This is a genomic window from Phenylobacterium kunshanense (assembly GCF_003254525.1).
Lineage (GTDB): Bacteria > Pseudomonadota > Alphaproteobacteria > Caulobacterales > Caulobacteraceae > Phenylobacterium > Phenylobacterium kunshanense.
This window is the reverse complement of the sequence record NZ_QFYS01000008.1, coordinates 13056-40027: the sequence shown is the minus strand read 5'-3', so window position 1 is coordinate 40027 and position 26972 is coordinate 13056. Positions and strand designations below refer to the sequence as shown.

Below are 26972 nucleotides of genomic sequence, written 5' to 3'. Positions count from 1 at the left end.
CCGCCGTCAGTGCGCATCGTCCCAGTTGGCGGCGGCGCGGGCCTCCACCACCAGCGGCACCGAGATCTGCAGCGCCGGCTCGGCCGCGCGCTCCATGATGCGGCGGGCGACGGCGATGACGGCCTCGGCCTCGGCCTCGGGGGCTTCGAAGACCAGTTCGTCGTGCACCTGGAGCAGCATCTTCGCCTTCAGGCCGGCGTCCTTGAGCGCGGCGGGCATCCGGATCATCGCCCGTCGCATGACGTCGGCGGCGGCGCCCTGGATCGGGGCGTTGATGGCCGCGCGGTCGGCGAAGGCCCGCTCGGCCTGCGACTTGCCGCGGGCCGCCGGGATGTGGACCTTGCGGCCGAAGATGGTGGTGACGAAGGCCTGGCTGCGCACCTGCTGCTGCATCCGGTCCATGTAGGTGCGGATGCCGGGGAAGCGCTCGAAGTAGGTCTTGATGTAGGCCCCCGCCTCGTCGCGGCTGATCCCGAGCTGGTTGGCGAGGCCGAAGGCGGAGATGCCGTAGACGATGCCGAAGTTGATCGCCTTGGCCCGGCGGCGGGTCTCGGCGGGCATGCCCTCCACCGGAACGCCGAACATCTCGGAGGCGGTCATGGCGTGGATGTCGAGGCCGTCGGCGAAAGCCTTCTTGAGCTGCGGGATGTCGCCGATGTGGGCCAGCAGGCGCAGCTCGATCTGCGAATAGTCCGCGCTGATCAGCACGTGGCCGGGTTCCGCGATGAAGCACTTGCGGATCTTCCGCCCTTCCTCGGTGCGGATCGGGATGTTCTGCAGGTTGGGGTCGGACGAGGCGAGGCGGCCGGTGGTGGCCGCGGCCAGGCCATAGGAGGTGTGGACGCGATTGGTCCTGGGGTCGATCGCGGCCACCAGGTTGTCGGTGTAGGTGCCCTTCAGCTTCGAGAGCTGGCGCCAGTCGAGCAGGACGCGCGGGAGCTCGTGGCCCTGGTTCGCCAGGTCCTCCAGCAGCGAGGCGTCGGTGGACATGGCGCCCGTGGCTGTCGTCTTGCCGGAGGCCAGGCCCATCTCCTTGAACAGGATGTCGCCGATCTGCTTGGGGCTGCCCAGGTTGAACGGGCGGCCGGCCAGGCGGTGGGCCTCAGCCTCCAGCTCGCCCATCCGGACGCTGAAGTCGTTGGACAGCTGGCGCAGGCGGTCGGGGTCGACCTTCACGCCCGCCAGCTCCATGCCCACCAGCACCTGCGGCATCGGCCGCTCGTGCCGCTCGTAGACGGTGGAAAGGTGCTCGTGCGCCAGGCGGGGCTTCAGGTGCTCCCACAGGCGCAGGGTCACGTCGGCGTCCTCGGCGGCGTAGCAGGTCGCCTCGGAGAGCCCCACGTGCTTGAAGCTCTTCTGCGCCTTTCCCGTCCCCGCGACGGTCTTGAAGGCAATGGGCTCGTGCTCCAGCCAGGTCTTGGAGAGTTCGTCCATGCCGTGGCTCTTGCGGAGGCCGCCTTCGAGCGTGAAGGAGATCAGCATGGTGTCGTCGATGGGGCCGACGTCGATGCCGTAGCGCGACAGGACGGCCAGGTCGTACTTGGCGTTCTGGGCGACCTTCAGGACCGACGGGTCCTCCAGCATCGGTTTCAGGCGGGCGATAACTTCGTCCAGCGGGATCTGCTGCAGGTCGGCGGGGGCGTCGAGCTGCAGGCCCTCGGCCTCGCAGTGACCGACGGGGATGTAGCAGGCCTCGCCGGGCGCCACGGCCAGCGACACGCCGCAGAGGCCGGCGCTGGTGGCCGACAGGGCGTCGGTCTCGGTGTCGAAGGCGACCACGCCGGCGTCCATCGCCCGGGCGATCCAGGCCTCGAGCGTCGGGACGTCGCGCACGCACACGTAGCCGTTGACGTCGATGGCCTTGTGCTGCGGCCTGGCGGGCGCCTTGGCCTCGCCGGCGGGTGTATCGGCCCCGGCGGTCGCGGCGCCGTTGGTCCCCGCCTTCCCGTCGCCGACGCGGCGGGCGAGGGTGCGGAACTCCATCTTCTCGAGGAAGGCCTGCAGCTCCTCGGGATTCGGGTCGTCGGCGACCAGGGCGTCCAGCGGCTCGGGCAGGGGCGTGTCGCAGTCGAGCTGGACGAGCTGGCGCGACAGGCGGATCTGGTCGGCGAACTCGATCAGGGTCTCGCGACGCTTCTGCTGCTTGATCTCGCCGGCGCGGGCCAGGAGCGTGTCGAGGTCGCCGTATTCGTTGATCAGGGCCGAGGCCGTCTTGATGCCGATCCCCGGCGCGCCAGGGACGTTGTCGACCGAATCGCCGCAGAGTGCCTGCACATCGACGACCTTGTCCGGCGTTACGCCGAACTTCTCGGCGACCTGATCAATTCCGATCTTCACGTTCTTCATGGTGTCGAGCATGAAGACGCGATCGCCGACGAGCTGCATCAGGTCCTTGTCGGACGAGACGATCACCACCTCGCCGCCCATGTCGCGGACCTTGCAGGCGTAGGCGGCGATGATGTCGTCGGCCTCGTAGCCTGGCAGCTCGAGCGACGGCACGCCGAACGCCCGCGTCGCCTCGCGCACCAGGGGGAACTGCGGGACGAGGTCCTCGGGCGGCGGCGGGCGGTGGGCCTTGTATTGGTCGTACAGCTTGTTGCGGAACGTCTTTTCGGAGTGGTCGAACACCACGGCCAGATGCGTCGGCGCGTCGGGCTGGGACTTCATGTCGACCAGCAGCTTCCAGATCATGTTGCAGAAGCCGCTCACCGCGCCCACCGGCAGGCCGTCGGTCTTGCGGGTCAGCGGCGGCAGGGCATGGAAGGCCCGGAAGATGAAGCCCGAGCCGTCCACGAGGTACAGCCGGATGGGCGGCCCGTCCTGGGTGTTGGGGCGGTCCACATCGGGCAGCGGCGGCGCTGCGGCGTCGAGCGTGTCGGTCATCCGCGCAAGATAGGGCGGCGGGCGCGGAAGGTCACCCGCCGCCGACCGCCTCAGCCGCTTTCGGCAAAACGCGTTTGCAGCGCCGGGGCGCCCTCCCCGGCGGCGGCCAGGGCGTCCGGATCGCCGTCGCGCAAGAAGGCCTCCACCGCGCGGGCCATCGCCGCATAGGCGACGCGGAACGGGCTGGTGGCGGACGACAGCCGCCGCACGCCCAGGCCCGCGAGCTCGGCCGCCGCGGGCACGCCGCCCCGGCCCATCACGTTCAGCGGCAGGCGGACCTCGGCGGCGAGCCGGCGGATCAGCTCGCGGTCGGCCGGGCCGGGCACGAACACGCCGTCGGCGCCCGCCTGCCGGTACAGCTCGGCCCGTCGCACGGTCTCGGCGAACGCCGCCTCGCCCTCGGCCAGGCCGCGCAAGTAGACGTCGGTGCGGGCGTTGATGAACAGCGGGACACCGCGCTTCGCGGCCGCGGCGCGGACGGCGGCGATCTTGCGGGCGTGGAGTTCGGGATCGCGTCCGCCGTCCTCCAGGTTGATCCCCACGGCGCCGGCGTCGATCACGCGGCCGATCAGATCGGAGAGCTGGTCGAGGTCGTCGGTGAAGCCGCCCTCGATGTCGGCGGTGACGGGCGTGGGGCCCGCCGCCTTCGCCACGGCGGCGATGGTGGCGATCACCAGATCGACCGGCAGCACGTCGCCGTCCGGATAGCCATGGGCCCAGGCCACGGCGGCCGAGGAGGTGGCCACCGCCTTCGCCCCCGCGTCCGCCATGACCGCCGCGCTGGCGGCGTCCCAGGCGTTGGGCAGGACCAGGACTTCGGGCCCCTCGTGCAGCTTGCGGAACAGTTCGGCTTTGGCGGTCTGGCTCACGGGCGTCCCCCTGGGTTCGGTTCGTAGGACGCGGATATGGGGCCGGCTGTGACACGTCGCTGGCGGAATCCGGACATGGTCGGCGCCGGTTCGCGTCGCGGACGATGCAGGCTAAGACCCTCATGTGACCGCCACGGCCCTCATCCGCCTGTCCCTGACCGACTTCCGCTCGTACGAGGCCTGTGCGCTCGAGCTCGACGGGCGGCCCGTTTGGCTGGCCGGGCCCAACGGGGCGGGCAAGACGAACCTGCTGGAAGCGGTCAGCTTCCTGATCCCGGGCCGCGGCCTGCGGGGCTCGGGCCTTGCGGAGGTCGGGCGGCGGATGCCGGGGGAGAAGGTGGGCAGGGCCTGGGCGGTCTCCGCGCTGGTGCGGGCCGGGGACGACGAGGTGCGGTTGGGTACGGGCGTCGAGCAGCCGGGCGCCGCGCGGCGCATCGTGCGGGTGGACGGTGAGCCGGCGCCGCCCGGACGTCTGGCCGAGCACGTCCGGCAGGTCTGGCTCACCCCGGCGCAGGACCGCCTGTTCCTGGAGGGCGCGGCGGACCGGCGGCGCTTCTTCGACCGGCTGGTGTTCGCCGCCGAGCCGCAACATGCCGCCCACGTGGCGGCCTATGAGAAGTCGATGCGCGAGCGGATGCGCCTGCTCACGGATGGCCCCGCAGACCCGGCCTGGCTCGATGCCCTGGAGGCGCGGCTGGCGGAGGCCGGGACGCTGATGGCCGAGGCCCGGGCCAGGACCCTCGCGGCGCTGGCGGCCGAGATCGGGACGCGCGGCGAGCGGCCGTTCCCCCAGGCGCGGCTGTCGCTGACCGGAGACTGGGAGCGGATGGCCGGCGAGGGTGTGGACTTCGCCGAGATAGAGGCGCGGCTGGCGAAGGCGCTGGCGGCGGCGCGGGAGCGGGACGGCGCGGCGGGGCGCGCGCTGACCGGGCCGCACAGGGGGGACCTGTCGGTGATCCACGCCGAGAAGGACCGGGCGGCGGCGGAGTGTTCCACCGGCGAGCAGAAGGCGCTGATCCTCAACCTGGTGCTCGCCCAGGCCGCCCGGCTGGCGCGCGCCGAGGGGCAGCCCGCGCCGCTCCTGCTGCTGGACGAGGTGGCCGCCCACCTCGACTCCCGCCGCCGCGCGGCCCTGTTCGACGAGATCGAGGCCCTGGGCCTGCAGGCCTTCCTGACCGGCACGGACGAGATGCTGTTCGAGGGTCTGGCCGGCCGCGCCCAGGGATTTCGGGCCGAAACTTCGGGACTGGCCTCTATCGGCTGAGCCCGAAGTGGCCGAAGAGGCGCGCCCCGCGCGTCTGCCGCATTGCGCAGCGCTTCCATCGCATCCTGCTTGCGGTCGCCGATGCCGGTCTCCCCAACAGGCGCGCTCCGAAAGAAAAGGTCAGTTCCATGCGTATGCTCACCCTCGTCCTCCTGGCCTCGGCCAGCGTCGCCGCCTGCGGCGCCAAGCCCGCCGCCGACGCCGGCCAGCCGGTGGACACCGCCGCCGTCGCGCCGGCCACCAACTCCGCCCTCAAGCTGGGCGCCGACAACCTGCCCCGTTTCCGCGAGGGCCTCTGGGAAATGGTCCAGACCGAGGACGGGCAGAGCGAGACGTCGAAGCGCTGCGTGGGCGCCGAGATCGACGGCGAAATGCGCGAGCTGCTCACCCGCGAAACGCCCACCTGCAAGACCCAGCGGTCGGCCAGCTCCACGGGCCTGAAGGTCAACGCGGTCTGCGAGCAGGCCGGCGGCATGAAGACCGAGACCAGCCTGGTCATGACCGGCTCGGAGACCGCCTATGACGTGAAGCTCGGCCTCTATCTCATCCAGGCCGATGGCGCCCGGGAGGGCGGCGAGACGACGCTGAAGGCCAAGTGGGTCGGCGCGTGTCCCGCCGGCATGAAGCCGGGCGACGAAGTCGAAGAATAGAGCCTGAAAGAGGTGGTCGCCTCGCGCCCCGGCGACCGCCTCCTGGTGGACTTACGGTCCAGCTTGCGGCTACCCAGGCGGCGGCGCGCTCCCGCGCCTTTCGCAGGTGACCGATGGCCGACCTCATCATCCGCAACGCGCGCCTCCTCGACCTCTCCGCGGGTGAGCTGCGCGACGGCGCCTCCCTGCGGGTCGAGGGCGAGCGCATCGTCGAGGTCGCCGAGTCGGGGCGCGAACTGACGGCGCCGGATGGGGTGCAGGTGATCGACGCCGGCGGCCGGACCCTGATGCCGGGCCTGATCGACGCCCACGTCCACGCCGCGATCACCACCATGGACCTGGCCGCCATGGGGCGGCGACAAGCGTCGTGGGTCGCGATCGAGACCAAATTCATCCTCGAGGGGATGCTGCAGCGGGGGTTCACGACCGTCCGGGACGCCGGCGGCCTCGACCTCGGCATCATGAACGCCCTCGACCGGGGGCTGGTGAAGGGGCCGCGGATCTTCCGTTCGGGCCGCGTGCTCAGCCAGACCGGCGGCCATGGCGACAGCTATCCAGTCGCCGAGCATCCCCAGCTCTGCGCCTGCAACATCCGCACGAACTGGTTCAGCCACGTGGCCGACGGCGTCGACGCCGTGCGCCGCGCCGCCCGCGAAGAGCTCAAGGCCGGCGCGCACCAGGTCAAGGTGATGGCGGGCGGCGGCGTGGCCACGCCCTCGGACCCCATCGACATGGTGCAGTACACCGAGGCCGAGATCCGGGCGGCGGTGGAGGAGGCTGCGGCGCGTCGGACCTACGCCTTCGCCCACGCCTACATTCCCGAGGCCATCGAGCGCGCCGTGCGCGCCGGCGTCCGCTCCATCGAGCACGGCAACCTGATCGATGCGGGATCGGCGAAGGCGATGGCCGAGGCCGGCTGCTTCCTCGTGCCGACCCTCGTCACCTACGACCAGATCGCCGAGGTGGGGAAGGCGCTGAAGTTCCCGCCCGAGAGCCAGAAGAAGCTTGGCGACGTGCTCCATGCCGGCGTGGGCGCTCTGGAGATCGCCCGCAGAGCCGGCGTGAAGATCGGCTTCGGCACCGACCTCCTGGGCGAGACCCATCCGCAGCAATCGAAGGAGTTCGTGCTCCGGCGCGAAGTGCTGTCGAACCTGGAAATCCTGCGATCGGCCACCAGCATCAACGCCGAGCTGCTGCGCAAACCGGACGAGCTGGGCGTGCTGAAGCCGGGGGCCCACGCGGACTTCCTGCTGGTGGACGGCGACCCGCTGGCGGACGTAGGCGTGCTCGCGGGTCAAGGCGAGAGGCTGGCGCTGATCGTCCGGGGCGGCGCCATCGCCAAGAACGCTGTCGCGTGAGCGCCGCGTTCCACAGCGTCATCCGCTTCCAGGTGAAGCCGGGGCGGGAGGCGGACTTCGAGGCGGCCTTCCGCGACGCGGGCATGCTCACACGTCCGCGCGCCGTGTCGGGCTATCTCGGGGCCGATCTCGTTCGAGCGACGGATGCGCCCGGCGAGTACCTGGTGCTGGGCCGCTGGGCGTCGGCGGAGGCTTATGCGGGATGGCAAGCCGTCTCGATGGCGGACGCCCCGCGCGAAGCGCTGCGGCGGCTGGTCGACACGCTGGTGGATCCGGCCCCGGGGCGGGGATTCGTCACGGTTCGAGCCGAGTAATCGAACTTCCCTGATCGACGCAGTTCGCCGATTAGCGAACCCTAACGGAAGACGACGCCTTAGGCGCTTCGGGCTCGCAGGCCTGGCTACGGCAAAATTCGGCCCGGGCGTCTGCCGACACCTGCAGAAATACGTGCGTGAGGGCCGCCATCGTTGCTTCGGTGAGCTCCTTGGATCGCCGCGTCTGCGCCTGACCTGCCGGGGACCGACGGAAGGCCAGGATTTCCTTGAGCTGATCCTTAGGTATCACCCCGGCGATGGACTTCGCCATCTGGTCGTAGACTTCGCCCTTCGCCCGCTCGACGCCACCTGCAATGGCCGCCTGGGCTGCTCGTGCCTGCGGGGTTGAGGTTCCGATATTGAGCTCGGAAAGACGAGCGTCGATCGCTTCCTGAAGGTTCGCTTCGTTTTCGAAGGTGGTGACGAGTTCGCGGGCTAGGGCGAGGCCTTCATCCGATTGCGGTTCAGGCGGGGCGAATGTTTCCAGCGGCGGCGGCGCGCGGAACCCGACGCGGACCGTGACCTTTCGCCCGGCGAAGCCTTGCGATAGCTGCACGGCGTTCAGCTGGTACTCTTTCGCCTGCTTTACCGCCGCGTCCCCGAAACCAATGCCCGCCGGGACTTCCTCGTCGGCTTTGCAATCCGTCAATTCGCCTTCGTCGGTGAGATAGCAGGTCATCCTCACCGCGCCGGCAAGGCCGAGCAGAGCCGGAATCGGCGGCAGGCTCCTGTCAAGATCGCGGCGGCTGGGCGTCTGATCCCAGATCGGTGCGTCCAGCAATTCGCCGGACGCCATGCTCACGGGTCTCCAGACGCGTGCCGCGTCTTTCGGCGTCAGGCACGGCTGGCCCGAGCAGTAGGTCTCGGCGGCCTGCCTGCGCAGGACGTTGAGGCCGCGCGAGGCGATCGCGGGCGCCACGGCCCTGAGAACATCACCAGTCGAAATGGCCTGCGATGCCGGGGTGAGCGCAAAGTTGGCCATGGTCTCGAGCTCTACGTCGCTAAACACAGCAGCGTAGGCGTTGGCGTACGCGTCCCGGAAAGCCGCCCGATGCTTCTCGGTCGCCGATCGCAGCGCGGCCCCGGCGGCGGTACGGGTGGACATCGGCGTGCCAGCGTCCCGACTCGTCTCCAGACGACGTGCCTCGTTGAGAGTGTTCTCGATGGCCCCTTCCGCCAGCTTCTGCGCATCGACCAGCCGATAAGCTTGGACGAGCGCCGCGGAGGACATCGGGCGTGGGGCCGTGGGTGGCGGAGGATCGGTCGGCAAGGTGAACCTGAGGGGAATGCGAACCTCAGCGCCGTCCACTGGCAGCCCGTTCAGAGTCTGCGGGCGCATCTCGAACAGTTCGCTCATTGCAATAGCCGCGCTGGCGAACCCCAGGTTGGAAGGGCTGACGCCGCTGGTCGAGCAGCTGTTGAGCCTGCCTTTGACATCGACCTTGCAGGACAGCGTGGCTCGTCCTTCGATGTTGAAGCGGTTGGCGATCTTCGGATAGTGGCCGGCGAGGTCCTTGGCCTCGGGCTGTCTTACCCAGTCCGGATTCGTGATCGTCATACCCGGCTGCGCGTGCGCCTCCCCAGCCAGGGCCAACGCCAGGGCGACTCCCGGGCCGTACGCGAATCTGGACATCAATCCCCCGTGGCTGCCGCAAAGGGCGCGTAGGTCGCAGCTTCGCGCCAGGATTGAGCATCAGAGTGGGCTTGTGAAGATGGCGGCGCCGCAACCCCCTGCTGCGGCGCCGAAACACGTGCAGAATCAGCCCGGAACTCTATATAGAGAGCGGATATCCGTAGGCTCCGCGCGCGGCGCGGCGGCCTGCCTCAGGCGCTAGACACCCCGCGGGCCCACAGGTCCGGAAGAGCGCCCCAGCTGGACGCGAGATGAGCGAAGAGAACACCGAAACCAACGGGAACGGCGCAGCCGAGTACGGCGCGGAGTCCATCAAGGTCCTGAAGGGCCTGGACGCGGTGCGCAAGCGGCCGGGCATGTACATCGGCGACACCGACGACGGCTCGGGCCTGCACCACATGGTGTACGAGGTGGTGGACAACGCCATCGACGAAACCCTGGCCGGCTATGCGACCCGCGTCGAGGTGATCCTCAACGCCGACGGGTCGTGCACCGTCACCGACGACGGCCGCGGCATCCCCACCGACATCCACGAGGGCGAGGGCGTCTCGGCCGCCGAGGTCATCATGACCCAGCTCCACGCGGGCGGCAAGTTCGACCAGAACTCGTACAAGGTCTCAGGCGGCCTGCACGGGGTGGGCGTGTCGGTAGTGAACGCCCTTTCCGACTTCCTCAAGCTGAAGATCCATCGGAACGGCCAGGTCCACGAGATGGAGTTCCGCCGCGGCGATGCGGTGAGCCCGCTGGTGGTGACCGGCGTGTCGCCGAAGCGGGACAACGGCGAGTTCCTGACGGGGACCGAAGTCACCTTCCTGCCGTCGACGGAGACGTTCTCGTTCATCGAGTTCGACCGGAAGACCCTGGAGCACCGGCTGCGCGAGCTGGCGTTCCTGAACTCCGGCGTCACCATCTGGCTGAAGGACTTCCGCGAGGCCGAGCCCTTCGAGGAGGTGATGAGCTACGAAGGCGGGATCGAGGCCTTCGTGCGCCACCTCGACAAGGCCAAGACGCCGTTGATGAAGGCGCCGATCGTGGTCCGCGGCCGCAAGGATAACGTGGAGCTGGACCTCTCGCTCTGGTGGAACGACGGCTACCACGAGAACGTCCTCTGCTTCACGAACAACATCCCGCAGCGTGACGGCGGCACGCACCTGGCGGCCTTCCGATCAGCGCTGACCCGGATCATCACGAGCTACGCAGAGAGCTCGGGCACCACGAAGCGCGAGAAGGTCTCGGTGTCGGGCGAGGACGCGCGCGAAGGCCTGACCTGCGTGCTGTCGGTGAAGGTGCCGGATCCGAAGTTCTCGTCGCAGACGAAGGACAAGCTGGTCAGTTCGGAAGTGCGGCCCGCGGTGGAGAACCTCGTCAGCGAGGGCCTCTCGACCTGGTTCGAGGAGCACCCGAACGAAGGCAAGATGATCGTCCAGAAGATCGCCGAGGCCGCCGCCGCCCGAGAGGCCGCGCGCAAGGCCCGCGAGCTGACGCGCCGCAAGTCGGCGCTCGACATCACCTCGCTGCCCGGCAAGCTCGCAGACTGCTCCGAGAAGGATCCGGCGAAATCCGAGATCTTCCTGGTGGAGGGCGACTCGGCCGGCGGCTCGGCCAAGCAGGCACGCAACCGCGAGAACCAGGCGATCCTGCCCCTGCGCGGCAAGATCCTGAACGTGGAGCGGGCGAGGTTCGACAAGATGCTGTCGTCCGAACAGGTCGGCACGCTGATCACCGCGCTCGGCGCCGGCATCGGCCGCGACGATTTCGACATCAACAAGCTGCGCTACCACAAGATCGTCATCATGACGGACGCCGACGTCGACGGCGCCCACATCCGGACCCTGCTGCTGACCTTCTTCTACCGGCAGATGCCGGAGGTGATCGAGCGCGGCTACCTCTATATCGCCCAGCCGCCGCTCTATAAGGCGGCCAAGGGCAAGTCGGTCCGCTATCTCAAGGACGACGCCGAACTCGAGGTCTACCTCATCGACGAGGGGACCGACGGCGCGACCCTCGACCTGCCCTCGGGCGAGCGTCTCACGGGAGCCGACCTGCTGGCGCTGGTGCAGACCGCGCGGGGCGCCAAGGCCAACATCGAGCGGCTGTCGGCTCGGGCCCCGGCCTTCGCCATCGAGCAGGCCGCCCTGGCCGGGCTGCTGGCCGAAGGCGGCGATCCCGCCGCGGCGGCGAAGCGCCTCGACCTCTATGCCGAGGAGGGCGACGGCCCCTGGAGCGGCGAGGCGGCGGCCGGCGGCGGCTTCGCCTTCAGCCGGATCAAGCGCGGCGTCTCCGAGCGCGTGGTCCTGGACGACCTTCTGCTCCACGCCGCCGACGCGCGCCGCCTGTCGGAGCGGTCCAAGGAGCTGGCGTCCATCTTCTCGGGCGTCGCGACGTTCACGCGGAGGGACCGCACCGCCAAGGTCCGCGGTCCGCTCGACTTGGTGAACGCCGTCATGGACAACGGCCGCCGCGGCCTCTCCATCCAGCGCTACAAGGGGCTGGGCGAGATGAACGCCGAGCAGCTCTGGGAAACCACCCTGGATGTGGAGGCCCGAACCCTGCTGCAGGTGAAGGTCAACCACGCCGACGACGCCGACGACATGTTCACCCGCCTGATGGGCGACCTGGTCGAGCCGCGCCGCGAGTTCATCCAGGAAAACGCCCTGGACGCGGAGGTTGACGTCTAGCGCCGAGCGCGCGTCGGTTGCTCATCCGATGCGAGCGGGGAACGGTTAATTTTCCTCAGCCAGGAGAAACCCATCGCGTCGATGATTCACTTCCGCTTAACCCCATGATTGGTCGCGCTTCGGGTGCGCGGCGTCTTCTGGGGTAGTTGAGATGCGTAAGTGGATTGCGGCGGCGACGGCCGCTGTGGCCGTCATGGGCGCGGGTGCGGCCAATGCGGCGTTGGTCTTCGTGGGCAGTTGGCAAGTCGACCAAGGTCCGGGCTGGAGCTCGGGGCCGCTGGCCTATACGGGCCAGGAAGCCGCCGCTCTGCTGTTCGGCGGAAACGCCGGCGACTATGTGATCTCGACCAACGGCCAGAACGCCGGCGATGTGAACTACAGCGCCTGGTACTCGGTCATCGGCGTGTCGGACGGCTTCGTGTTCGCCCAGGACTACAGCAACAAGACCGGCGGCAAGTACTACGACCAGAACCTCGGCTACGAGTGCTGTGGCGTCGAGTACAAGGACACCAACGCCGCATCGGCCTACGTGAACGACAACGCCATCGGTTCGCGGTACACCAACTATGCGTTCCGCGACGACGGCCTCGGTCCGGTCGGGGCTATCCCCGAGCCGGCGACCTGGGCGCTGATGATCGGCGGGTTCGGCATGGCCGGCGCAACGGTCCGCCGCCGCAAGGCCGCCCTGGCCTGATCCAGGATCGACCTCATTGAGGTCCGATGCGCCGTCCGCCGCAAGGCGGGCGGCGCTTTCGATTCCGGTCCTCAGCTCGCCAGCTTCTGCGGCCGCGCGAAGGGGCTGAGGCCGAGCCACGCCTGCATGTCGTCGATCAGGCCGCGCTCGCCGACGAGGCGCAGCCGGCCGGCGTCCTGGGCGCGCCGCACGGTGTCGGCGCCCATCCAGATGGCGGTCATCGTCCGCAGGTCAGCGCTGACATAGAGGTCGACGTCGTGGCCGGGATCGGCGGAGCACAGGTCGACGCCGTCACGGGGGCAGACCACGATCCACCAGGCCCGCAGCCCGACCGGCTGTTCCGGGTACTGGAACTGGATCACGCAGCGACGGTCGGGCATCGGGTCGGGATCGAGGTTGCGGCGCATGTCCCACATCAGGAGCTGCGCATCGAGCTTCTGCAGCGACACCTCGGGGTCGACCCAGCGCTGTCCCCAGGCGCCCACCGCCTCGATGATCGGGATCAGGTCCCGGCCCGCGTCGGTCAGGTGATACTCGCCCGGGCCGCCCACCTGCATGGACCGGCGGATCACGCCCGCGCCTTCCAGCTCCTTCAGCCGCTGGGACAGCAGGGCGGGCGACATCCGAGGCAGGCCGCGGCGCAGGTCGTTGAAGCGCGTGGTCCCTGCGCCCAGCTCGCGCAGGACCAGCAACGTCCATCGTGTGCAGATGATCTCCGCGGCCATCGCCACGGGACAGAACTGGCTGTAGCCGGCCTGGGCCATGCCTTTCCTCCCATATCGGCGGTATCCTAAGCCGGCGGAGACGCAACCGCCAGTTCAGTTCCTGTACCGGCCCACTTCAGTTCCTGAACTGGCCGAGAACGTGGGTGTCTGGGATGTCTCCGGCCAAGGCGGCGCGGCCGCACGAGGTACGGAGACGACGATGAAGGACGAAACCACCACCATGACGCGGGGAAAGACCGGGCCCGGGATCGACTGGATTGCTCGCGCCCAGCGTGTAGCCGCCGAGCTGGCGCTTGATGCGGCTGAACACGACGCCGACGACAGCTTCGTGGCCGGGGGCTACGGGCTGCTCAAGCGCGAGGGCTTCTTCAAGGCCCACGTGCCTGTGGAGCTGGGGGGCGGCGGTGCATCTTACGGGGAGCTCTGCCGGATCGTGCGGATCCTGGCGGGCGCATGCGGATCCACAGGCCTGGCCTTCTCCATGCATTGCCACCTCGTCGCCGTCGCGGTCTGGCGCTGGCGGAACGAGGGCGCGCCCACGGACGGACTTCTGCGCCGGGTGGCGGCCGAGGATCTTGTGCTGGTGTCGAGCGGCGGCTCGGACTGGCTGCAGGGCGCCGGCGTCGCCGTGAAGGTCGACGGCGGCTTCCGGATCACCGCCCGCAAGGGCTTTTCCAGCGGTTCGCCTGCCGGCGACCTGCTGATGACCAGCGCCGTCCACGACGATCCCGACGCCGGTCCCACGGTGCTGCATTTCGCGGTTCCGCTCACGGCCGAGGGGGTCAGCCGCCATGATACGTGGCGCGCCATGGGCATGCGCGGCACCGGGTCGGGCGATGTGGAGATCCGCGACTTCTTCCTGGCCGATGCCGCGATCTCGGGCCGCCGGCCCCAGGGCAAGTGGCACCCGCTGTTCCACGCCATCAGCCAGCTCGCCTTCCCGATCATCTACTCGGCCTACCTGGGTGTCGCGGAGGGCGCCCGGGCCAGGGCGCTGGAGGCGCTTCGGCGTCGGGTCCCGGACGAGGGGCTGATCCTCACGACGGGCGAGATGGAGAACGCCTTCGCCACGGCCGAGCTAGCGGTCCAGGCCATGATCGACAACGCCGAGGCCTCGCGGCCGGGCCCGGAGTCCACCAATCGGGCGATGATCGGGCGCACCCTTGCGGGTCAGGCCGCGATCCGCACCGTGGAGCGGGCCATGGAGGCCGTGGGCGGCGCGGCCTTCCACCGCGCCTTCGGCCTGGAGCGGGCGTTCCGCGACGTGCAGGGCGCCCGGTTCCACCCGCTGCAGGAAAAGCCGCAGCTCCGCTACGCCGGACGCCTGGCGTTGGGGCTCGACATCGACGGCTGACCGCCGCGCGTTGTGGCATGAGCGCCGCCCAATGGGCCGGCGCTCATGCTGTCCGTCACGCGAAGTCGCCGACGACCTCCAGCACCGCCGTTCCGTAGTGGGCGAGCTTGGCCTCGCCGACGCCGTTCAGGGCGGCGAGGGCGGCGCGTGAGCCGGGCCTGACCGCCGCGATCTCGGCCAGGGTGCGGTCGTGGAAGATGACGTAGGGCGGCACATGCTGGGACTTGGCCTCGCGGGCCCGCCACGCGCGCAGGGCCTCGAACAGCGGCCGGTCGGCCTCGCCCACGGCGGTGGCCTCGCGGCGCGGCTTGCGACCCCGGCCGCCCTTCGCCTCGGCGCCCTCGGGAGGCTTGCGCATCAACACGGCCCGCTCGCCGCGGAACACGGCGCGCACCGCTTCGGCATCGCCCAGCCCCACCAGCGGACGGCCGTCGTTGGGGTCTTCCTTCAAGAGGCCCTCGAAAAGGAGTTGTTCGGTAAGGTCGCGCCACTGGGGCGCTGAGAGATCCTGGCCGATCCCCCAGGTGGAGAGGCCGGCCTCCCAGTCGCTGACGTCCTTGGTCTTGCCCAGCAGGTGGTCGACCACGCGGCCGCGCCCGAACCGGCCGCCCAGGCGGTGCGCCGCCGACAGCGCCTTCTGGGCCGCGACCGTCACATCGATCGTCTCCACCTCGCCCGTGCAGATGTCGCACTGGCCGCAGGCCTCGACGCCCTCCTCGCCGAAGTATCGGCGCACGGCGGCGGCCCGGCAGTTCACCCCGTCGAGCATGGCGTAGAGCTGGCGCACCTTGCGGCCCTGCGTCTGCTTCACGCCCTCGTCCACATCGCGCTCGGCGATGCGGCGGAAGGCCCAGGCCATGTCGGCCGCGCCGTAGAGGGTGATCCCTTCGGCAGGTTCGCCGTCGCGGCCGGCGCGGCCGACCTCCTGCCAGTAGGCCTCGATGGAGGCCGGCGGGTCGGCGTGGATCACGAACCGGACGTCGGGCTTGTCGACGCCCATGCCGAAGGCGATGGTCGCCACCATCACGGCCGCGTCGGCCTCGAGGAATTCCTCCAGCCGCTCGGCGCGCACGCGCTTGTCGAGGCCGGCGTGGTAGGCGAGGGCCGGAACCCCGGCCGTGCGCAGCGCCGCGGCCAGGCTCTCGGTCTTGTCGCGCGAGCCCGCGTAGATCACCCCCGAGCGCTCGGGACGGGCGGCGACCAGCTCCAGCACCCGCTTCTCCACATTGCCGCGCTTGCGCTCGGCCGAGAGGATCAGCTCGGGGCGGGCGAAGCTGGCCACGAACTCCGCCGCGCCCTCCAGGCGCAGCTCGTGGCGAATGTCGTCCCGGGTCCGGGCGTCGGCGGTGGCGGTGACCGCCAGCCTCGGCACGCCCGGGAACAGCTCGGCCAGCCGACCCAGCATCCGGTACTCCGGCCGGAAGTCGTGGCCCCACTGGCTGACGCAGTGCGCCTCGTCGATCGCGAGGATCGACAGCGGCGTGCGCGCCAGGCGGTCCAGCATCCAGGGCTGCATCAGCCCCTCGGGCGAGACGTAGAGCAAGTCGAGTTCGCCCGCCTCGATGCGCCGCCAGGTCTCGGCCCGCTCGGCCGGGTCGACGTTGGAGTCGAGACGGGCGGCCGCCACGCCCGACTGCACCAGCGCCGCCACCTGGTCGGTCATCAGGGCGATCAGGGGGGAGACCACGAGGCCGAGACCTGGCCGCACCAGCGCCGGGATCTGGTAGCAGAGGCTCTTGCCGCCGCCCGTGGGCAACACGGCCAGGGCGTTGCGCCCGGCGAGGATCTCCTCGATCACGCTGGCCTGCAGGCCGCGGAACTCGCTGTGTCCGAAGGTGCGCCGCAGGATGTCGCGCGCCGCGTCGATCGGGCGGAGGGCGGCTTCGACGTCTGCGGGACTCATCGGCCCTATATGCCGCGCGCCGCCGGGGGGCGCCATGCGGCGGAAGGGGTTTTCCCCGGTTCCCTACCCCTGCTTCACCGTCTTGTTCTGGAAGCCGGCGATGCGCGCCTCCATGTCCGGGCCACGGCCCTCGCCGCGGAAGATCTCGTGGGCGAGGCCGGCCTCCAGCGGGAGGCCGTCCGTCTCGCGCACGAGCCGCTTGTTGGCCCGATGGCTGAACCAGGAATTGGCCAGGATGTCGGCGGCCAGCCGGTCCAGCTCGGCGTCGAAGGCGTCGTCGGCCACGCAGATGTTGGCCAGGCCGATCCGCTCGGCCTCGTGACCGCCGATGGTGCGGGCGGTGAACATCATCTCGCGCGCCTTGTAGGTCCCCACCCGGCGGGGCAGGCGCTGGCTCATGCCCCAGACGGGCGTCAGGGCCCACTTGGCGTGGGTGTCGGCGAACTTCGCGCCCTCGGCGGCGAAGACGATATCGCCGGCGAGGGCCAGCTCCAGGGCGCCGGTGTAGCAATGGCCGTGGACGGCGGTGATCACCGGCTGCGGCAGGTCGGCCAGCCGCTCGATCACCTTCGACTGGTAGAACGGCTCGGGCAGTTTCTCGCCGGCGGCGATGTCGCCGAGATCGTGGCCCGCCGAGAAGCAGCGGCCGGCGCCGCGCAGGATCACGAGGCCGACCGTCTCGGTCTCGCTCGCCAGCCGGCGCACGTGGGCGTCCAGTTCGCGGAAGACCTCGACGTTGAGCGCGTTCAGCTTGTCGGGCCGGTTCAGGGTGAGCGTCGCGGCGCCGTCCCTGTCCTGCCGCAGGACCAGGGCGCTCATTCCGCCGCCATCCGCGCGGGGGCCGACTGTGCGCCACGCAGCAGGCGGCCGGGCAGGGCGTCGGTCGGCTCGCCGTCGCGATAGGTGACCTCGCCGGCGACGATGGTGGCGGTATAGCCCTCCGCCCGCTGGATCAGCCGCCGTCCGCCAGCGGGCAGGTCGTAGGCCACCTGCGGCGCCTTCAGCTTCAGCCGGCCGTAGTCGATGACGTTGAGGTCGGCGCGGTAGCCGGGCTGCAGCAGGCCGCGGTCGTAGAGCCCCACCGTCTCGGCCGTGTCCCGGCACTGGGCCTTGATCATCCGCTCCAGCGGGATCTTCGGGCCGCGCGTCCGGTCGCGGGTCCAGTGGACCAGGTTGGTGGTCGGGAAGCTGCCGTCGCAGATCATGCCCACGTGGGCGCCGCCGTCCGACAGGCCGGGCACGCAGTCCGGATGGGTCAGCATCTCATAGGCCGGGTCGAGGTTGCCGTCGGCGTAGTTCAGGAACGGCAGATACAACATTCCCCGGCCGCCATTGGTCAGCATGTGGTCCAGGGCCACCTCGGCCGGCGTCTTGCCGCGACGCTCCGCGACCGCCTCGACCGTCTGGTCGGCCGTGGGTTCGTAGTCGGGCTCCTCCCCCATCAGGTACATGTTGCCCCAGGCGCGCGGCTGGGTTCCGGCGAAACCCCGCTCGGCGGCGAACTCCTCGCTCAGCAGCCGGTGGCGGAAGGCGGGATCGCGCAGCGCCGCCACCCGCTCGGCCAGCGGCCGCCCGGCGATCTCCTGATAGGCGGGGTGCTGGCTGAACGGGTTCATGGTCAGTTCGAAGCCGAACAGCACGCCGACCGGCCGGCTCGCCACCTGGGCGCGCATCTTGAGGCCGGCGGACGTCGCCTCATGCAGGCGCTCGAGCAGCAGCTGGTAGCTGCGCGGCGCGCGCGGGCTCTGCAGCAGCGAGAACGACAGCGGCCGGCCCGATCTCTCCACCAGACGCCGCAGCATCGCCCACTCCGCCTCGGGATCGGCGAAGTCGGACACCACCTGCAGCACCCCGCGCCCCGCGGCGGCCATGCCCATGGCGATGCCCATCAGCTCGTCCTCGGCGGCGGTGAGCGTCGGCGTCGGCTGGCCATCCGAGGTGCGGTGATTGAGCGTGCGCGAGGTGGCGAAGCCGAAGGCGCCGGCCTCCATCGCCCGCTTCGCCAGGGCGGCCATGGCGTTGATGTCGGCCTCGGTGGCCGGCTCGCGGTTGGCGCCGCGCTCGCCCATGACGAACACGCGCAGCGCCGCGTGCGGCAACTGGCTGGCGACATCCACGTCGAACCGCCGCCTGGCCAGGGCGTCCAGGTAGTCGGGATAGCTTTCCCAGGTCCACGGCAGGCCCTCGCTCAGCACCGGGAAGGGAATGTCCTCGACGCCCTCCATCAGGCGGATCAGGCGGTCGTGGTCGTCGGGGCGGCAAGGCGCGAAGCCGACGCCACAGTTGCCCATGACCACCGTGGTGACGCCGTGCCAGGACGACGGCTGCATCCGCTCGTCCCAAGTGGCCTGGCCGTCGTAGTGGGTGTGGACGTCCACGAAGCCGGGCGTCACGAGCTGGCCGCGCGCGTCGATCTCCTCGGCGCCCGCGCCCTGGATCCGGCCGACGGCGGCGATCCGGCCGTCCTTGACCCCGACATCCGCCTCGAAGGGCTGGCCGCCCGTCCCGTCGACGACCGTGCCGCCGCGCACCACCAGGTCGAAGGCCTTGTCCATGGGCGTCTCCCGCAACGCGTACGTTCTTGTTGATTGGCTCCATCTTGCCGCCCTGTCGCAGGGGACGGTCAAGGGCGCCCTCGCGGAACCCACGGATGTGGAACCCCCGGGCGCTCGAGGGATTGTCACCGCCCGGACAATCGAGTCCTCCAGAAGGAGGGAAAGTCATGCGCTGGAGCGTCATCCTGGCCGTCGCGGCCGCCGCGGTCGCCACCGCCACCGTCGCGATCCCCAAGCCCGATCATTCGGGCGTCAACACGCCCGGCCAGATCGCGACCCTGGAGGTAGGCGACTAGCCTCCAGGCGGCATCTCGGCCGTCTTGACCGCGCAGCCGCGCAGGTCCTGGTTCAGCACGGCGACCTCCGCGGCCCAGGGGTAGACCCGATCGCTCATGCCATCCGAGCACTCGCTGGCGTAGATCGTGAGCGTCAGTTGGGCGCCGTCGTCCGCTTTCGCCACCCAGGTCGCGCGACCGGACTGGATCGCGGCCCCCGGCGCCTTGAACGCGACCGGCGCCGCGTCCGGGCGTGTGAGGCTCAGCGTCGTGCCTTCCACCTTCACGCTCCAGAACGGCTCCGTCCCCAGGGCGGTGATCGGGTGGCTGATGTCCATGTTTCCGGCCGGCGGCTTCGCTTCGGCGGGCGGCGGGGCCGGACTTCCATCCGGCGCCTGCGGCTGACAGGCGGCGAGGAGCGGCAGGACGGCGAGGAGGAAGCGCATGCTCCAAGGATCACGGGTCGCCCTCGGGCTGCAAGGCCGCCGCGAATTAACCTGACAGGTTTCGGACCAGTTAAGGGTCGAGGGCAATGGTCGGCGCACTGTCCAGCAGGAGGAAGACCCCATGGCCAAACCCAATACCGTCCGAGCCGACGACGACGCGCCGCACGCCAGGCGCGGCGAGCACACGCCGCTGGCCGGCAAGACCGAGACGGGCGGTCGGCGCGTCGATCCGCCGGGCCAGGAGGACAACGAACATAGCCGTCGTCCGGAGACGCCTCCGGGGCTGGACAAGAAGCATGACGATGACGATGCGCCCCAGGCCGAGACCATCACCGGGACCGACGCGGGCGAGACCCTGGCGGGCGGCGCCGGGGCCGACAGCATCGACGGCGGCGCGGGCGACGACACCATCACCGGCGGCGATGGCGCGGACCAGATGGCGGGCGGCGCGGGCGCCGACACCTTCGTGGTCGGAGATGTGGCCAGTGCGTCTGACGACGCTTCCGACGATGACGGTGATGACGCCGATGATGACGATGACGACGACGACTCCGACGCGGACGTCGACGACGATGATGATGACGACTCTGACGACGGCGATGATTCCTCCGAGAGCGGCCAGGGCGACCTGGACAGCATCCTGGATTTCACGACGGGCGAGGACACGCTGGACTTCGGGCAGGGCCTGACCGGGACCGAAGAGAACTTCGCGACCGGCGAGGCGGCCGACTATGAGGCGGCCCTGGCCGCCGCCAACGCGGCGATGGCCGACGGCACGGTCGACTTCGTGGCGGTGCAGGTCGGCGGCGACGTGATCGTCTTCGCCGACACCGATGGTGTGGCCGGGTCGGACACGGCCGTCGTCCTGGTCGGCAAGACCCTGGACGGCGTCGGCTTCGGCGACATCGGCTGATCCGCCGACCACCGGAAGCGCCCGCCTCCCCGGCGCTTCCGCTCTGCGCGGGGCAGGTTAGACTCGTCCTCCGATGAGTCGGCCGCCCCGCGTCTTCTACGAATTCTTCGCCGGCGGCGGCATGGCCCGCCTCGGCCTGGGCGACGCTTGGACCTGCGGTTTCGCCAACGACTTCGATCCGGTGAAGGCGGCGACCTATCGGGCGAACTTCCCCGACGCCGCCGACCATTTCCACGAGGGTGACGTCTGGGCCCTGACCCCCGACGACCTGCCCGGCCAGGCCGACCTCGCCTGGGCCTCCAGCCCCTGCCAGGACTTCAGCCTCGCCGGCGCCCGCGCGGGCCTGGGCGGCGGGCGCTCGTCGGCCTTCTTCGGGTTCTGGCGGCTCATGGAGGCCCTGGACGACCAGGGCCGCGCGCCGCGCGCCATCGTGATCGAGAACGTCACCGGCCTGCTCACCTCGCGCGACGGCGCCGACTTCGTGGCCCTCGGTCGGGCGCTCGCGGCCCGCGGCTACAGCTTCGGGGCGCTGGAGATCGACGCCGCCTGCGTCCTGCCCCAGTCGCGTCCGCGGGTGTTCGTCGTCGCCGCGCGCGACGTCCCGCCGGGTCTGATGGGGGACAGCCCGTTCCACACCCGCGCGGTGCGCGCCGCCCACGCCGCCCTGCCGGATGAGGTCGCCCGCGCCTGGGTCTGGTGGGGGCTCGCCGCGCCGCCGGCCCGCAACACGGACCTTGCCGCCCTGCTCGAGCCTGATGACGCGGTGGACTGGCACACGCCGGCCCAGACCGCGCGCCTGCTCGCGCTGATGGGGCCGCTGCACCGCGCCCGGCTCGAGGCGGCCACCGGCCGGGCCGTGGGGGCCATCTTCCGGCGCACGCGCATCGAGGACGGCCATCGCCGCCAGCGGGCCGAGGTGCGTTTCGACGGCCTCGCCGGCTGCCTCCGCACGCCGCGTGGAGGCTCCTCGCGCCAGGCCATCGTGGTGGTGGAAGGCGGCGAGGCGCGCACGCGGTTGCTCTCGCCCCGCGAGGCGGCCCGGCTGATGGGACTGCCCGACGGCTACCGCCTGCCGGCCACCACGACGGGGGCGCTGCATGTGGCCGGTGATGGCGTGGCCGTGCCGGTCGTCCGATGGCTGGCGAGCCGCCTGCTGGAGCCGCTGCTGGACGGTCCCGCGATCCTGGCCGCTGAGTAAATCTAACAGCGCCGAGAGCCCGAGCCGGCTTCCAATCCGCCGGGGAAGGACTAGGTTCGGGCCAATTCTCCTGACGACGAGGCCCGCAAATGGACGCGACCCCCGACAAGGCCTACGACGCCGCGCGCTACCGCCGCACCGGGCGAGGCAAGGTCTATGACTCCGTCCTCGACCTGATCGGCGACACGCCGGTCGTGCGGCTGCCGCACCTGACCGCTGCGCTGAAGCCCAAGGGCGAGGTGCTGGCCAAGCTGGAATTCTTCAACCCGCTGGCGTCCGTGAAGGACCGGATCGGCGTCGCCATGGTCGAGTACCTGGAGGCCAAGGGCCTCCTGAAGCCCGGCGGCACGATCGTCGAGCCGACGTCGGGCAACACCGGCATCGCCCTGGCCTTCGTGGCGGCGGCCAAGGGCTACAAGTGCATTCTGGTCATGCCCGAGAGCATGTCGGTGGAGCGCCGCAAGATGCTGGCGATCCTGGGCGCCAAGCTGGAGCTGACCCCCCGCGAGAAGGGCATGTCGGGCGCCGTCGCCCGCGCCGCCGAGATCGTCGAGGCCACGCCCGGCGCGGTAATGCCGCAGCAGTTCGACAACGTCGCCAACCCGCTGATCCACCGGGTCTCGACCGCCGAGGAGATCTGGAACGACACCAACGGCGAGGTCGACGCGGTGGTGGCCGGCGTCGGCACGGGCGGCAGCATCACCGGCATCGGCCAGGTGCTGAAAGCCCGCAAGCCGTCGGTGAAGATGGTCGCGGTCGAGCCGCAGGCCTCGCCGGTGCTGTCGGGCGGCCAGCCGGGTCCGCACCCCATCCAGGGCATCGGCGCGGGCTTCGTGCCGTCGATCCTCGACCGCGCGATCATCGACGAGGTGGTCCAGGTCCCGGCCGACGACGCCTTCGCCATGGCCCGCCGCATCGCCAAGGACGAGGGCATCCCCGTCGGCATCTCGTCGGGCGCGGCGCTGGTGGCGGCGTTCGACCTCGCCAGCCGGCCGGACATGGCGGGCAAGACGGTGGTCGCGATCATTCCGAGCTTCGCCGAGCGGTACATCTCCACGGCCCTGTTCGACGGGCTGTGAGCGGCGAGAGCCCGAAGACCACCGACGTCTACGGGCCGGAGAAGCGCTCGGCGGTGATGCGCCGGGTGAAGGGACGGGACACCACGCCCGAACTCATCGTGCGCCGGGCGCTGACCCGGCTCGGCGCCCGCTACCGTCTCCACAGGAAGGACCTGCCGGGCAATCCCGACATCGTCATGCCCGGCCGGCGGCTGGCGCTGTTCGTCCACGGCTGCTTCTGGCACGGCCACGATTGCGCGCGCGGCGCGCGCGTGCCCAAGGCCAACCGCGACTACTGGCTGGGCAAGGTGGGGCGCAACCGGGCGCGGGATGCGCGCACGCAAGCTGAGCTCGCTGCTCTGGGTTGGCGGGTCGAGACGATCTGGGAATGCGAGCTGAAGGACGCCGAGGCCCTGGAGGCTCGGCTGCGGGGGCTGCTGGCGCCGGCTTGACCGGTAGACGGGCGTCCACAATAGTAGACGCGTGGATATCTTAGAAGACGACACGACGCTGCGCCTCGCTCAGCGCCTCAGGCTGGAGCGGGAAGCCCGGGGCTGGAGCCTGGCCGAGTTGGCCGCGCGCTCGGGCGTCTCCAAGGCGATGATCAGCAAAGTCGAGCGCGGCGAGGCCAGCCCTACGGCGGCGCTGCTGGCGAAACTCTCCGGCGCCTTCGAGCTGACCCTGGCCGCCCTGCTCACCCGCGCCGAGGCGGGCGGCGGGCGGAAGATGGCGGCCGCCGACCAGCCCCGCTGGCGCGACCCCGGCACGGGCTACCTGCGCCGCCAGGTCTTCGCGCGCGGCGACCATCCGGTGGAACTGGTGCAGGTGGAGCTGCCGGCCGGCGCACGGGTGGACCTGCCTGCCTCGTCCTACGCCTTCATCCGTCAGGTGGTGTGGCTGATCGGCGGGGCGCTGGAGATCGTCGAGGGCGGGCGCACGACGGCGCTGGCGCCCGGCGACTCCTACGCCTTCGGCCCGCCGGCCGACTCCGCCTTCGTCAATCCCGGCGCCGAGCCGGCCGTCTACCTCGTCGCGGTGGCCCGCCAATGACCCTTGAGATCCGTCCGCTCACTGAGGCCGACGTGCCCCGCCTCGCCCAGATCCTGGAAGCCACGGTGGCCTCCGGCGGCTCGGTGCACTTCATGGACCCCGTGCCGCCCGGCGCGGCGGCGGCCTACTGGTCGGGCGCGGTGGCCGATCCGGGCCGTATCGTCCTGGGCGCCTTCGCGGATGGAACGCTCCAGGGCACCGTGACCCTCTGGCTCGACACCCCGCCGAACCAGCCGTTCCGGGGCGAGATCTGGAAGCTGATGGTCCACCCGGACGCGCGCGGCCAGGGCCTCGCCCGTGCGCTCATGCGCGAGGCCGAACAGCTGGCGGCCAAGCACGGCCGCACCCTCCTCAACCTCGACACCGCCACCGAGGGCGGCGCCTCCGAGCTCTACGAAAGCCTTGGCTGGACCCGCGCCGGCGTCATCCCCGACTACGCTTACAAGCCCCAGGGCGGGCTGGTGGGCACGGCGATCTACTACAAGGCCGTGGGGTGAGCGTTGGGAATCTCACCTTCGCCACGGCGCGGAGGGGGTGAAGCGCGCACTTTCCGTGTCATCCCGGTTTCGCCGCAGGCGAAGACCGGGACCCAACCCGACGCCCGCTCCGGGCGGCCGCAAGCTGATGGCGGCCCTAAGCTCCACTTGGCGGCCCCCAGGCGCCCGGAACAAGGTTGGGTCCCGGTCTTGGGCTTCGCCCAAACCGGGATGACACCGCGGATGAGGCCTCCTTCTGCCGCCGATCGACATCCATTCCCGGGCGCCGGGCGGATGTCCGCACGATGGAGCGAGGCCGTGTTCGCCTACCACGTGCGCCCCCAATGCAATCCAGAGCTGCACCATGGCGCGCCAGGCTGGCACGCGCAAGAACAATTGCGGAACTAGATCGCCGGGTCGCGCTCCTCGACCACCACTTCGGTCTTCACCGAATTGGCGATGAAGCACTCCTCGTGCGCCTCGTGGTGGAGGTGCTCGGCCTCGTCCGGCGATGGGCGGCGGCCGTCGTAGGTGATCTCGGGATGCAGGGTGACGCGGGTCACGGCCATGCGGCCCTCGGGCGTCTTCTCCATCACCCCCACCGCCTCGTCGCGGTAGCGGACGACCACGAAGCCCGCTAGCCGCGCCCTATGGAGGAAGGTCAGCATGTGGCAGTTGGAGAGCGCCGCCACGAACATCTCCTCGGGGTCCACCGCGCCCGGCACGGCCCACTTGTTCCCGACCACGTGCGCCGAGGCCGTCGCGGGCACGACGTGCTCGGCGAACCGCACGGTGTGGCCGCGCATGTAGCGGCCCTTGAGGAAGTCCTCGGGCGCCTCGGCCAGCGCCCATTCGATCGTCGCGCGGTAGCTGGCCATGGCGGTCTCCCTCAGAAGGCTTCGGCGGGGAGCTTCATCAAGAGCTCGGATCCCGTCTTCAGTTTCGCCAGGCGACTGGAGCTCTCAGGCAGGATCCGTTCAACGTAATAGCGACCAATCGTGACCTTGGTCGCATAGAACGGGTCGGCGTCGCCCGCCGCGATGTGCTTCAGCGCCGCCTCGGCCTGCAGCGCCCACATGTAGGCGAGCGCCGTGAGGCCGAAGAGCTGCAGGTAGTCGGTGGAGGCCGCGCCGGCGTTGTCCGGATTGGCGAGGCCGTTCTGCATCAGCCACATGGTGGCCTCCTGCAGCTCGGCCTTGGCCTTGGCGAGGCCGTCGGTGAAGGGCTTCAGGGCCGGGTCGTGCTCGGCGCCGATGAAGGCGTCCAGCTCGGCGAAGAAGCTCATCACGCCCCGGCCGCCGTCGGCCGCCAGCTTGCGGCCCACGAGGTCCAGGGCCTGCACGCCGTTGGTGCCCTCGTAGATCAGGGCGATGCGCACGTCGCGCAGATACTGGCTGGCCGGGAAGTGCTCGGTAAAGCCCGAGCCGCCGTGCACCTGCATGGCGTCGGAGCACACCTGGAAGCCGCGGTCGGTGAGGAACGCCTTCACCACCGGGGTCATCAGGGCCATGTAGTCGCGCCCCTTCTGTCGCACGGCCTCGTCCGGGCTGGCGTGGGACAGGTCGCCGTGCAGGGCGGTCCAGGCCATGAAGGCGCGGCCGCCCTCGACGAGGGCGCGGGCGTCCATCAGCATCCGCCGCACGTCGGGGTGGACGATGATCGGGTCGGCCGGGCCGTCGGCGTTCTTCGGGCCGGTGAGCGAGCGGCCCTGCAGCCGGTCCTTGGCGAAGGCCGCCGCCGCCTGGTAGGCCGCCTCGGCCTGGGCGATGCCTTGCAGGCCGACGCCCAGCCGCGCCTCGTTCATCATCACGAACATCAGGCGCAGGCCCTGGTTCTCCTCGCCGATCAGCCAACCGACCGACTTCTCGTGGCTGATGACGCAGGTGGCGTTGCCGTGGATGCCCATCTTCTCTTCCAGGCCCAGGCACTTCACCGAATTGCGCTGGCCGGGATTGCCCTTCGCGTCCGGCAGGAACTTCGGCACGATGAACAGGCTGATGCCCCGTACGCCGGCCGGCGCGCCCTCGATCCGCGCCAGGACGAGGTGGACGATGTTCTCGGTCAGGTCCTGCTCGCCGCCCGAAATCCAGATCTTCTGGCCCGAGATCCGGTAGGTGCCGTCCGCCTGCGGCACGGCTTTGGTGCGCAGGAGGCCGAGGTCGGTGCCGCAGTGCGGCTCGGTCAGGTTCATGGTGCCGGCCCACTGGAATGAGGCCAGCTTGGGCAGGTAGAGGTCCTTCTGTTCCTGCGTCCCGCCGACGTGGATGGCGGAATAGGCCCCGTGGGTCAGGCCTGGGTACATGGAGAAGGCCATGTTGGCCGCCGAGCTCATCTCGGAGAAGGCCACGTTGACCACGTGGGGCAGGCCCTGGCCGCCATAGGCGGGGTCAGAGCCGAGGGCGGGCCAGCCGCCCTCGACCAGCTTGGCGTAGGCGTCCTTGAAGCCGTCAGGCGTCTTGACGCTGAAGTCCGGGCTCCAGACGCAGCCCTGCTTGTCGCCCACGGCGTTGAGGGGTGCGAGGACCTCCGAGGTGAACTTGCCGGCCTCCTCCAGGATCGCCTCGACGGTGTCCATCGAGGCGTCGGCGAAGGCGGGAAGGTTGGCGTACCGGTCGAGCTGCAGCACGTCGCGCAGCAGGAAGAGGTAGTCCCGAACGGGGGCCTGGTAGCTCATGG

General features: G+C 70.5%; 24 protein-coding genes. 14 read left to right on the top strand and 10 right to left on the bottom strand.

Translation table 11 applies throughout. From position 1 onward, the window contains the following. Positions 1 to 6 precede the first annotated feature (6 nt). Positions 7 to 2883 (bottom strand): DNA polymerase I, encoded by a 2877-nt coding sequence (gene polA / locus DJ019_RS16335; RefSeq protein ID WP_111277139.1) that lies wholly within the window; start codon positions 2881 to 2883, stop codon positions 7 to 9. A 50-nt stretch (positions 2884 to 2933) separates the two neighbouring features. Then, the gene (locus tag DJ019_RS16330; RefSeq protein WP_111277138.1) at positions 2934 to 3752 is read right to left on the bottom strand and encodes an isocitrate lyase/PEP mutase family protein; all 819 of its coding nucleotides are present in this window, start codon (positions 3750 to 3752) and stop codon (positions 2934 to 2936) included. Positions 3753 to 3876: 124 nt separating this feature from the next. Between DJ019_RS16330 and recF the strand changes: the two genes are divergently transcribed. The 4 genes from recF to DJ019_RS16310 all read left to right on the top strand — a co-directional run bounded on the left by recF (position 3877) and on the right by DJ019_RS16310 (position 7338). Then, positions 3877 to 5016 (top strand): DNA replication/repair protein RecF, encoded by a 1140-nt coding sequence (recF, locus tag DJ019_RS16325; RefSeq protein WP_111277137.1) that lies wholly within the window; start codon positions 3877 to 3879, stop codon positions 5014 to 5016. Positions 5017 to 5144: 128 nt separating this feature from the next. Beyond that, positions 5145 to 5666 (top strand): DUF3617 domain-containing protein, encoded by a 522-nt coding sequence (locus tag DJ019_RS16320; protein WP_133255320.1) that lies wholly within the window; start codon positions 5145 to 5147, stop codon positions 5664 to 5666. A gap of 113 nt (positions 5667 to 5779) precedes the next feature. After that, positions 5780 to 7024: a metal-dependent hydrolase family protein gene (locus DJ019_RS16315; RefSeq protein ID WP_111277135.1), complete on the top strand. Its 1245-nt coding sequence runs from the start codon at positions 5780 to 5782 to the stop codon at positions 7022 to 7024. Beyond that, complete coding sequence (locus DJ019_RS16310) at positions 7021 to 7338, top strand: antibiotic biosynthesis monooxygenase family protein (RefSeq protein WP_111277134.1); 318 nt, start codon at positions 7021 to 7023, stop codon at positions 7336 to 7338. The genes DJ019_RS16315 and DJ019_RS16310 overlap by 4 nt, the downstream gene beginning before the upstream one ends. Before the next feature lie 31 nt (positions 7339 to 7369). Here DJ019_RS16310 and DJ019_RS16305 read toward each other — a convergent pair whose 3' ends face one another. Further along, positions 7370 to 8971 (bottom strand): TonB family protein, encoded by a 1602-nt coding sequence (locus tag DJ019_RS16305; protein WP_133255319.1) that lies wholly within the window; start codon positions 8969 to 8971, stop codon positions 7370 to 7372. 251 nt (positions 8972 to 9222) lie between these two features. Here DJ019_RS16305 and gyrB point away from each other — a divergent pair, with 251 nt between their 5' ends. Both gyrB and DJ019_RS16295 read left to right on the top strand, forming a co-directional pair. Then, entirely contained in the window at positions 9223 to 11649 is a 2427-nt protein-coding gene (gyrB, locus tag DJ019_RS16300) for a DNA topoisomerase (ATP-hydrolyzing) subunit B (protein WP_111277132.1), read from the top strand. A 151-nt stretch (positions 11650 to 11800) separates the two neighbouring features. Next, complete coding sequence (locus tag DJ019_RS16295; RefSeq protein ID WP_205854187.1) at positions 11801 to 12343, top strand: PEPxxWA-CTERM sorting domain-containing protein; 543 nt, start codon at positions 11801 to 11803, stop codon at positions 12341 to 12343. Positions 12344 to 12414: 71 nt separating this feature from the next. Here DJ019_RS16295 and DJ019_RS16290 read toward each other — a convergent pair whose 3' ends face one another. Next, entirely contained in the window at positions 12415 to 13107 is a 693-nt protein-coding gene (locus tag DJ019_RS16290) for a winged helix-turn-helix transcriptional regulator (RefSeq protein WP_111277131.1), read from the bottom strand. 160 nt (positions 13108 to 13267) lie between these two features. Between DJ019_RS16290 and DJ019_RS16285 the strand changes: the two genes are divergently transcribed. Then, entirely contained in the window at positions 13268 to 14422 is a 1155-nt protein-coding gene (locus DJ019_RS16285; RefSeq protein WP_165844044.1) for an acyl-CoA dehydrogenase family protein, read from the top strand. A gap of 55 nt (positions 14423 to 14477) precedes the next feature. On the opposite strand, the gene recQ is transcribed toward DJ019_RS16285, so the two are convergent. The 3 genes from recQ to DJ019_RS16270 all read right to left on the bottom strand — a co-directional run bounded on the left by recQ (position 14478) and on the right by DJ019_RS16270 (position 18880). Continuing rightward, positions 14478 to 16325, bottom strand: coding sequence for a DNA helicase RecQ (gene recQ, locus DJ019_RS16280; protein WP_111277129.1), 1848 nt, complete (start codon positions 16323 to 16325; stop codon positions 14478 to 14480). A gap of 63 nt (positions 16326 to 16388) precedes the next feature. Then, complete coding sequence (locus DJ019_RS16275; RefSeq protein ID WP_111277128.1) at positions 16389 to 17144, bottom strand: enoyl-CoA hydratase/isomerase family protein; 756 nt, start codon at positions 17142 to 17144, stop codon at positions 16389 to 16391. After that, complete coding sequence (locus tag DJ019_RS16270; RefSeq protein WP_111277127.1) at positions 17141 to 18880, bottom strand: N-acyl-D-amino-acid deacylase family protein; 1740 nt, start codon at positions 18878 to 18880, stop codon at positions 17141 to 17143. The genes DJ019_RS16275 and DJ019_RS16270 overlap by 4 nt, the downstream gene beginning before the upstream one ends. Positions 18881 to 19047: 167 nt before the next feature. Here DJ019_RS16270 and DJ019_RS21580 point away from each other — a divergent pair, with 167 nt between their 5' ends. After that, complete coding sequence (locus DJ019_RS21580; RefSeq protein WP_276310022.1) at positions 19048 to 19176, top strand: hypothetical protein; 129 nt, start codon at positions 19048 to 19050, stop codon at positions 19174 to 19176. On the opposite strand, the gene DJ019_RS16265 is transcribed toward DJ019_RS21580, so the two are convergent. Continuing rightward, positions 19173 to 19601, bottom strand: a complete 429-nt coding sequence (locus DJ019_RS16265; RefSeq protein WP_111277126.1) for a COG3650 family protein — start codon at positions 19599 to 19601, stop codon at positions 19173 to 19175. The genes DJ019_RS21580 and DJ019_RS16265 overlap by 4 nt on opposite strands. 121 nt (positions 19602 to 19722) lie before the next feature. Here DJ019_RS16265 and DJ019_RS21575 point away from each other — a divergent pair, with 121 nt between their 5' ends. The 6 genes from DJ019_RS21575 to DJ019_RS16235 all read left to right on the top strand — a co-directional run bounded on the left by DJ019_RS21575 (position 19723) and on the right by DJ019_RS16235 (position 24317). Next, complete coding sequence (locus DJ019_RS21575; protein WP_111277125.1) at positions 19723 to 20514, top strand: calcium-binding protein; 792 nt, start codon at positions 19723 to 19725, stop codon at positions 20512 to 20514. Positions 20515 to 20587: 73 nt separating this feature from the next. Next, the gene (locus DJ019_RS16255; RefSeq protein WP_111277124.1) at positions 20588 to 21712 is read left to right on the top strand and encodes a DNA cytosine methyltransferase; all 1125 of its coding nucleotides are present in this window, start codon (positions 20588 to 20590) and stop codon (positions 21710 to 21712) included. Between the two features lie 89 nt (positions 21713 to 21801). Further along, a complete protein-coding gene (gene cysK, locus DJ019_RS16250; RefSeq protein WP_111277123.1) occupies positions 21802 to 22791 on the top strand; it encodes a cysteine synthase A in 990 nt (329 codons plus the stop codon). Next, positions 22788 to 23222 (top strand): very short patch repair endonuclease, encoded by a 435-nt coding sequence (locus DJ019_RS16245; protein ID WP_276310021.1) that lies wholly within the window; start codon positions 22788 to 22790, stop codon positions 23220 to 23222. The genes cysK and DJ019_RS16245 overlap by 4 nt, the downstream gene beginning before the upstream one ends. 31 nt (positions 23223 to 23253) lie before the next feature. Next, positions 23254 to 23820, top strand: a complete 567-nt coding sequence (locus tag DJ019_RS16240) for a helix-turn-helix domain-containing protein (RefSeq protein WP_111277122.1) — start codon at positions 23254 to 23256, stop codon at positions 23818 to 23820. Next, positions 23817 to 24317 (top strand): GNAT family N-acetyltransferase, encoded by a 501-nt coding sequence (locus DJ019_RS16235; protein ID WP_111277121.1) that lies wholly within the window; start codon positions 23817 to 23819, stop codon positions 24315 to 24317. Before DJ019_RS16240 ends, DJ019_RS16235 begins: the two co-directional genes overlap by 4 nt. Before the next feature lie 383 nt (positions 24318 to 24700). On the opposite strand, the gene DJ019_RS16230 is transcribed toward DJ019_RS16235, so the two are convergent. Together DJ019_RS16230 and DJ019_RS16225 are read right to left on the bottom strand one after the other, a co-directional pair. Beyond that, positions 24701 to 25174, bottom strand: coding sequence for an OsmC family protein (locus tag DJ019_RS16230; RefSeq protein WP_111277120.1), 474 nt, complete (start codon positions 25172 to 25174; stop codon positions 24701 to 24703). An 11-nt stretch (positions 25175 to 25185) separates the two neighbouring features. Further along, positions 25186 to 26970 carry an acyl-CoA dehydrogenase C-terminal domain-containing protein gene (locus tag DJ019_RS16225; protein WP_111277119.1) on the bottom strand — a complete coding sequence of 595 codons (1785 nt, stop codon included), beginning with the start codon at positions 26968 to 26970 and terminating at the stop codon, positions 25186 to 25188. Between the last annotated feature and the right edge of the window lie 2 nt (positions 26971 to 26972).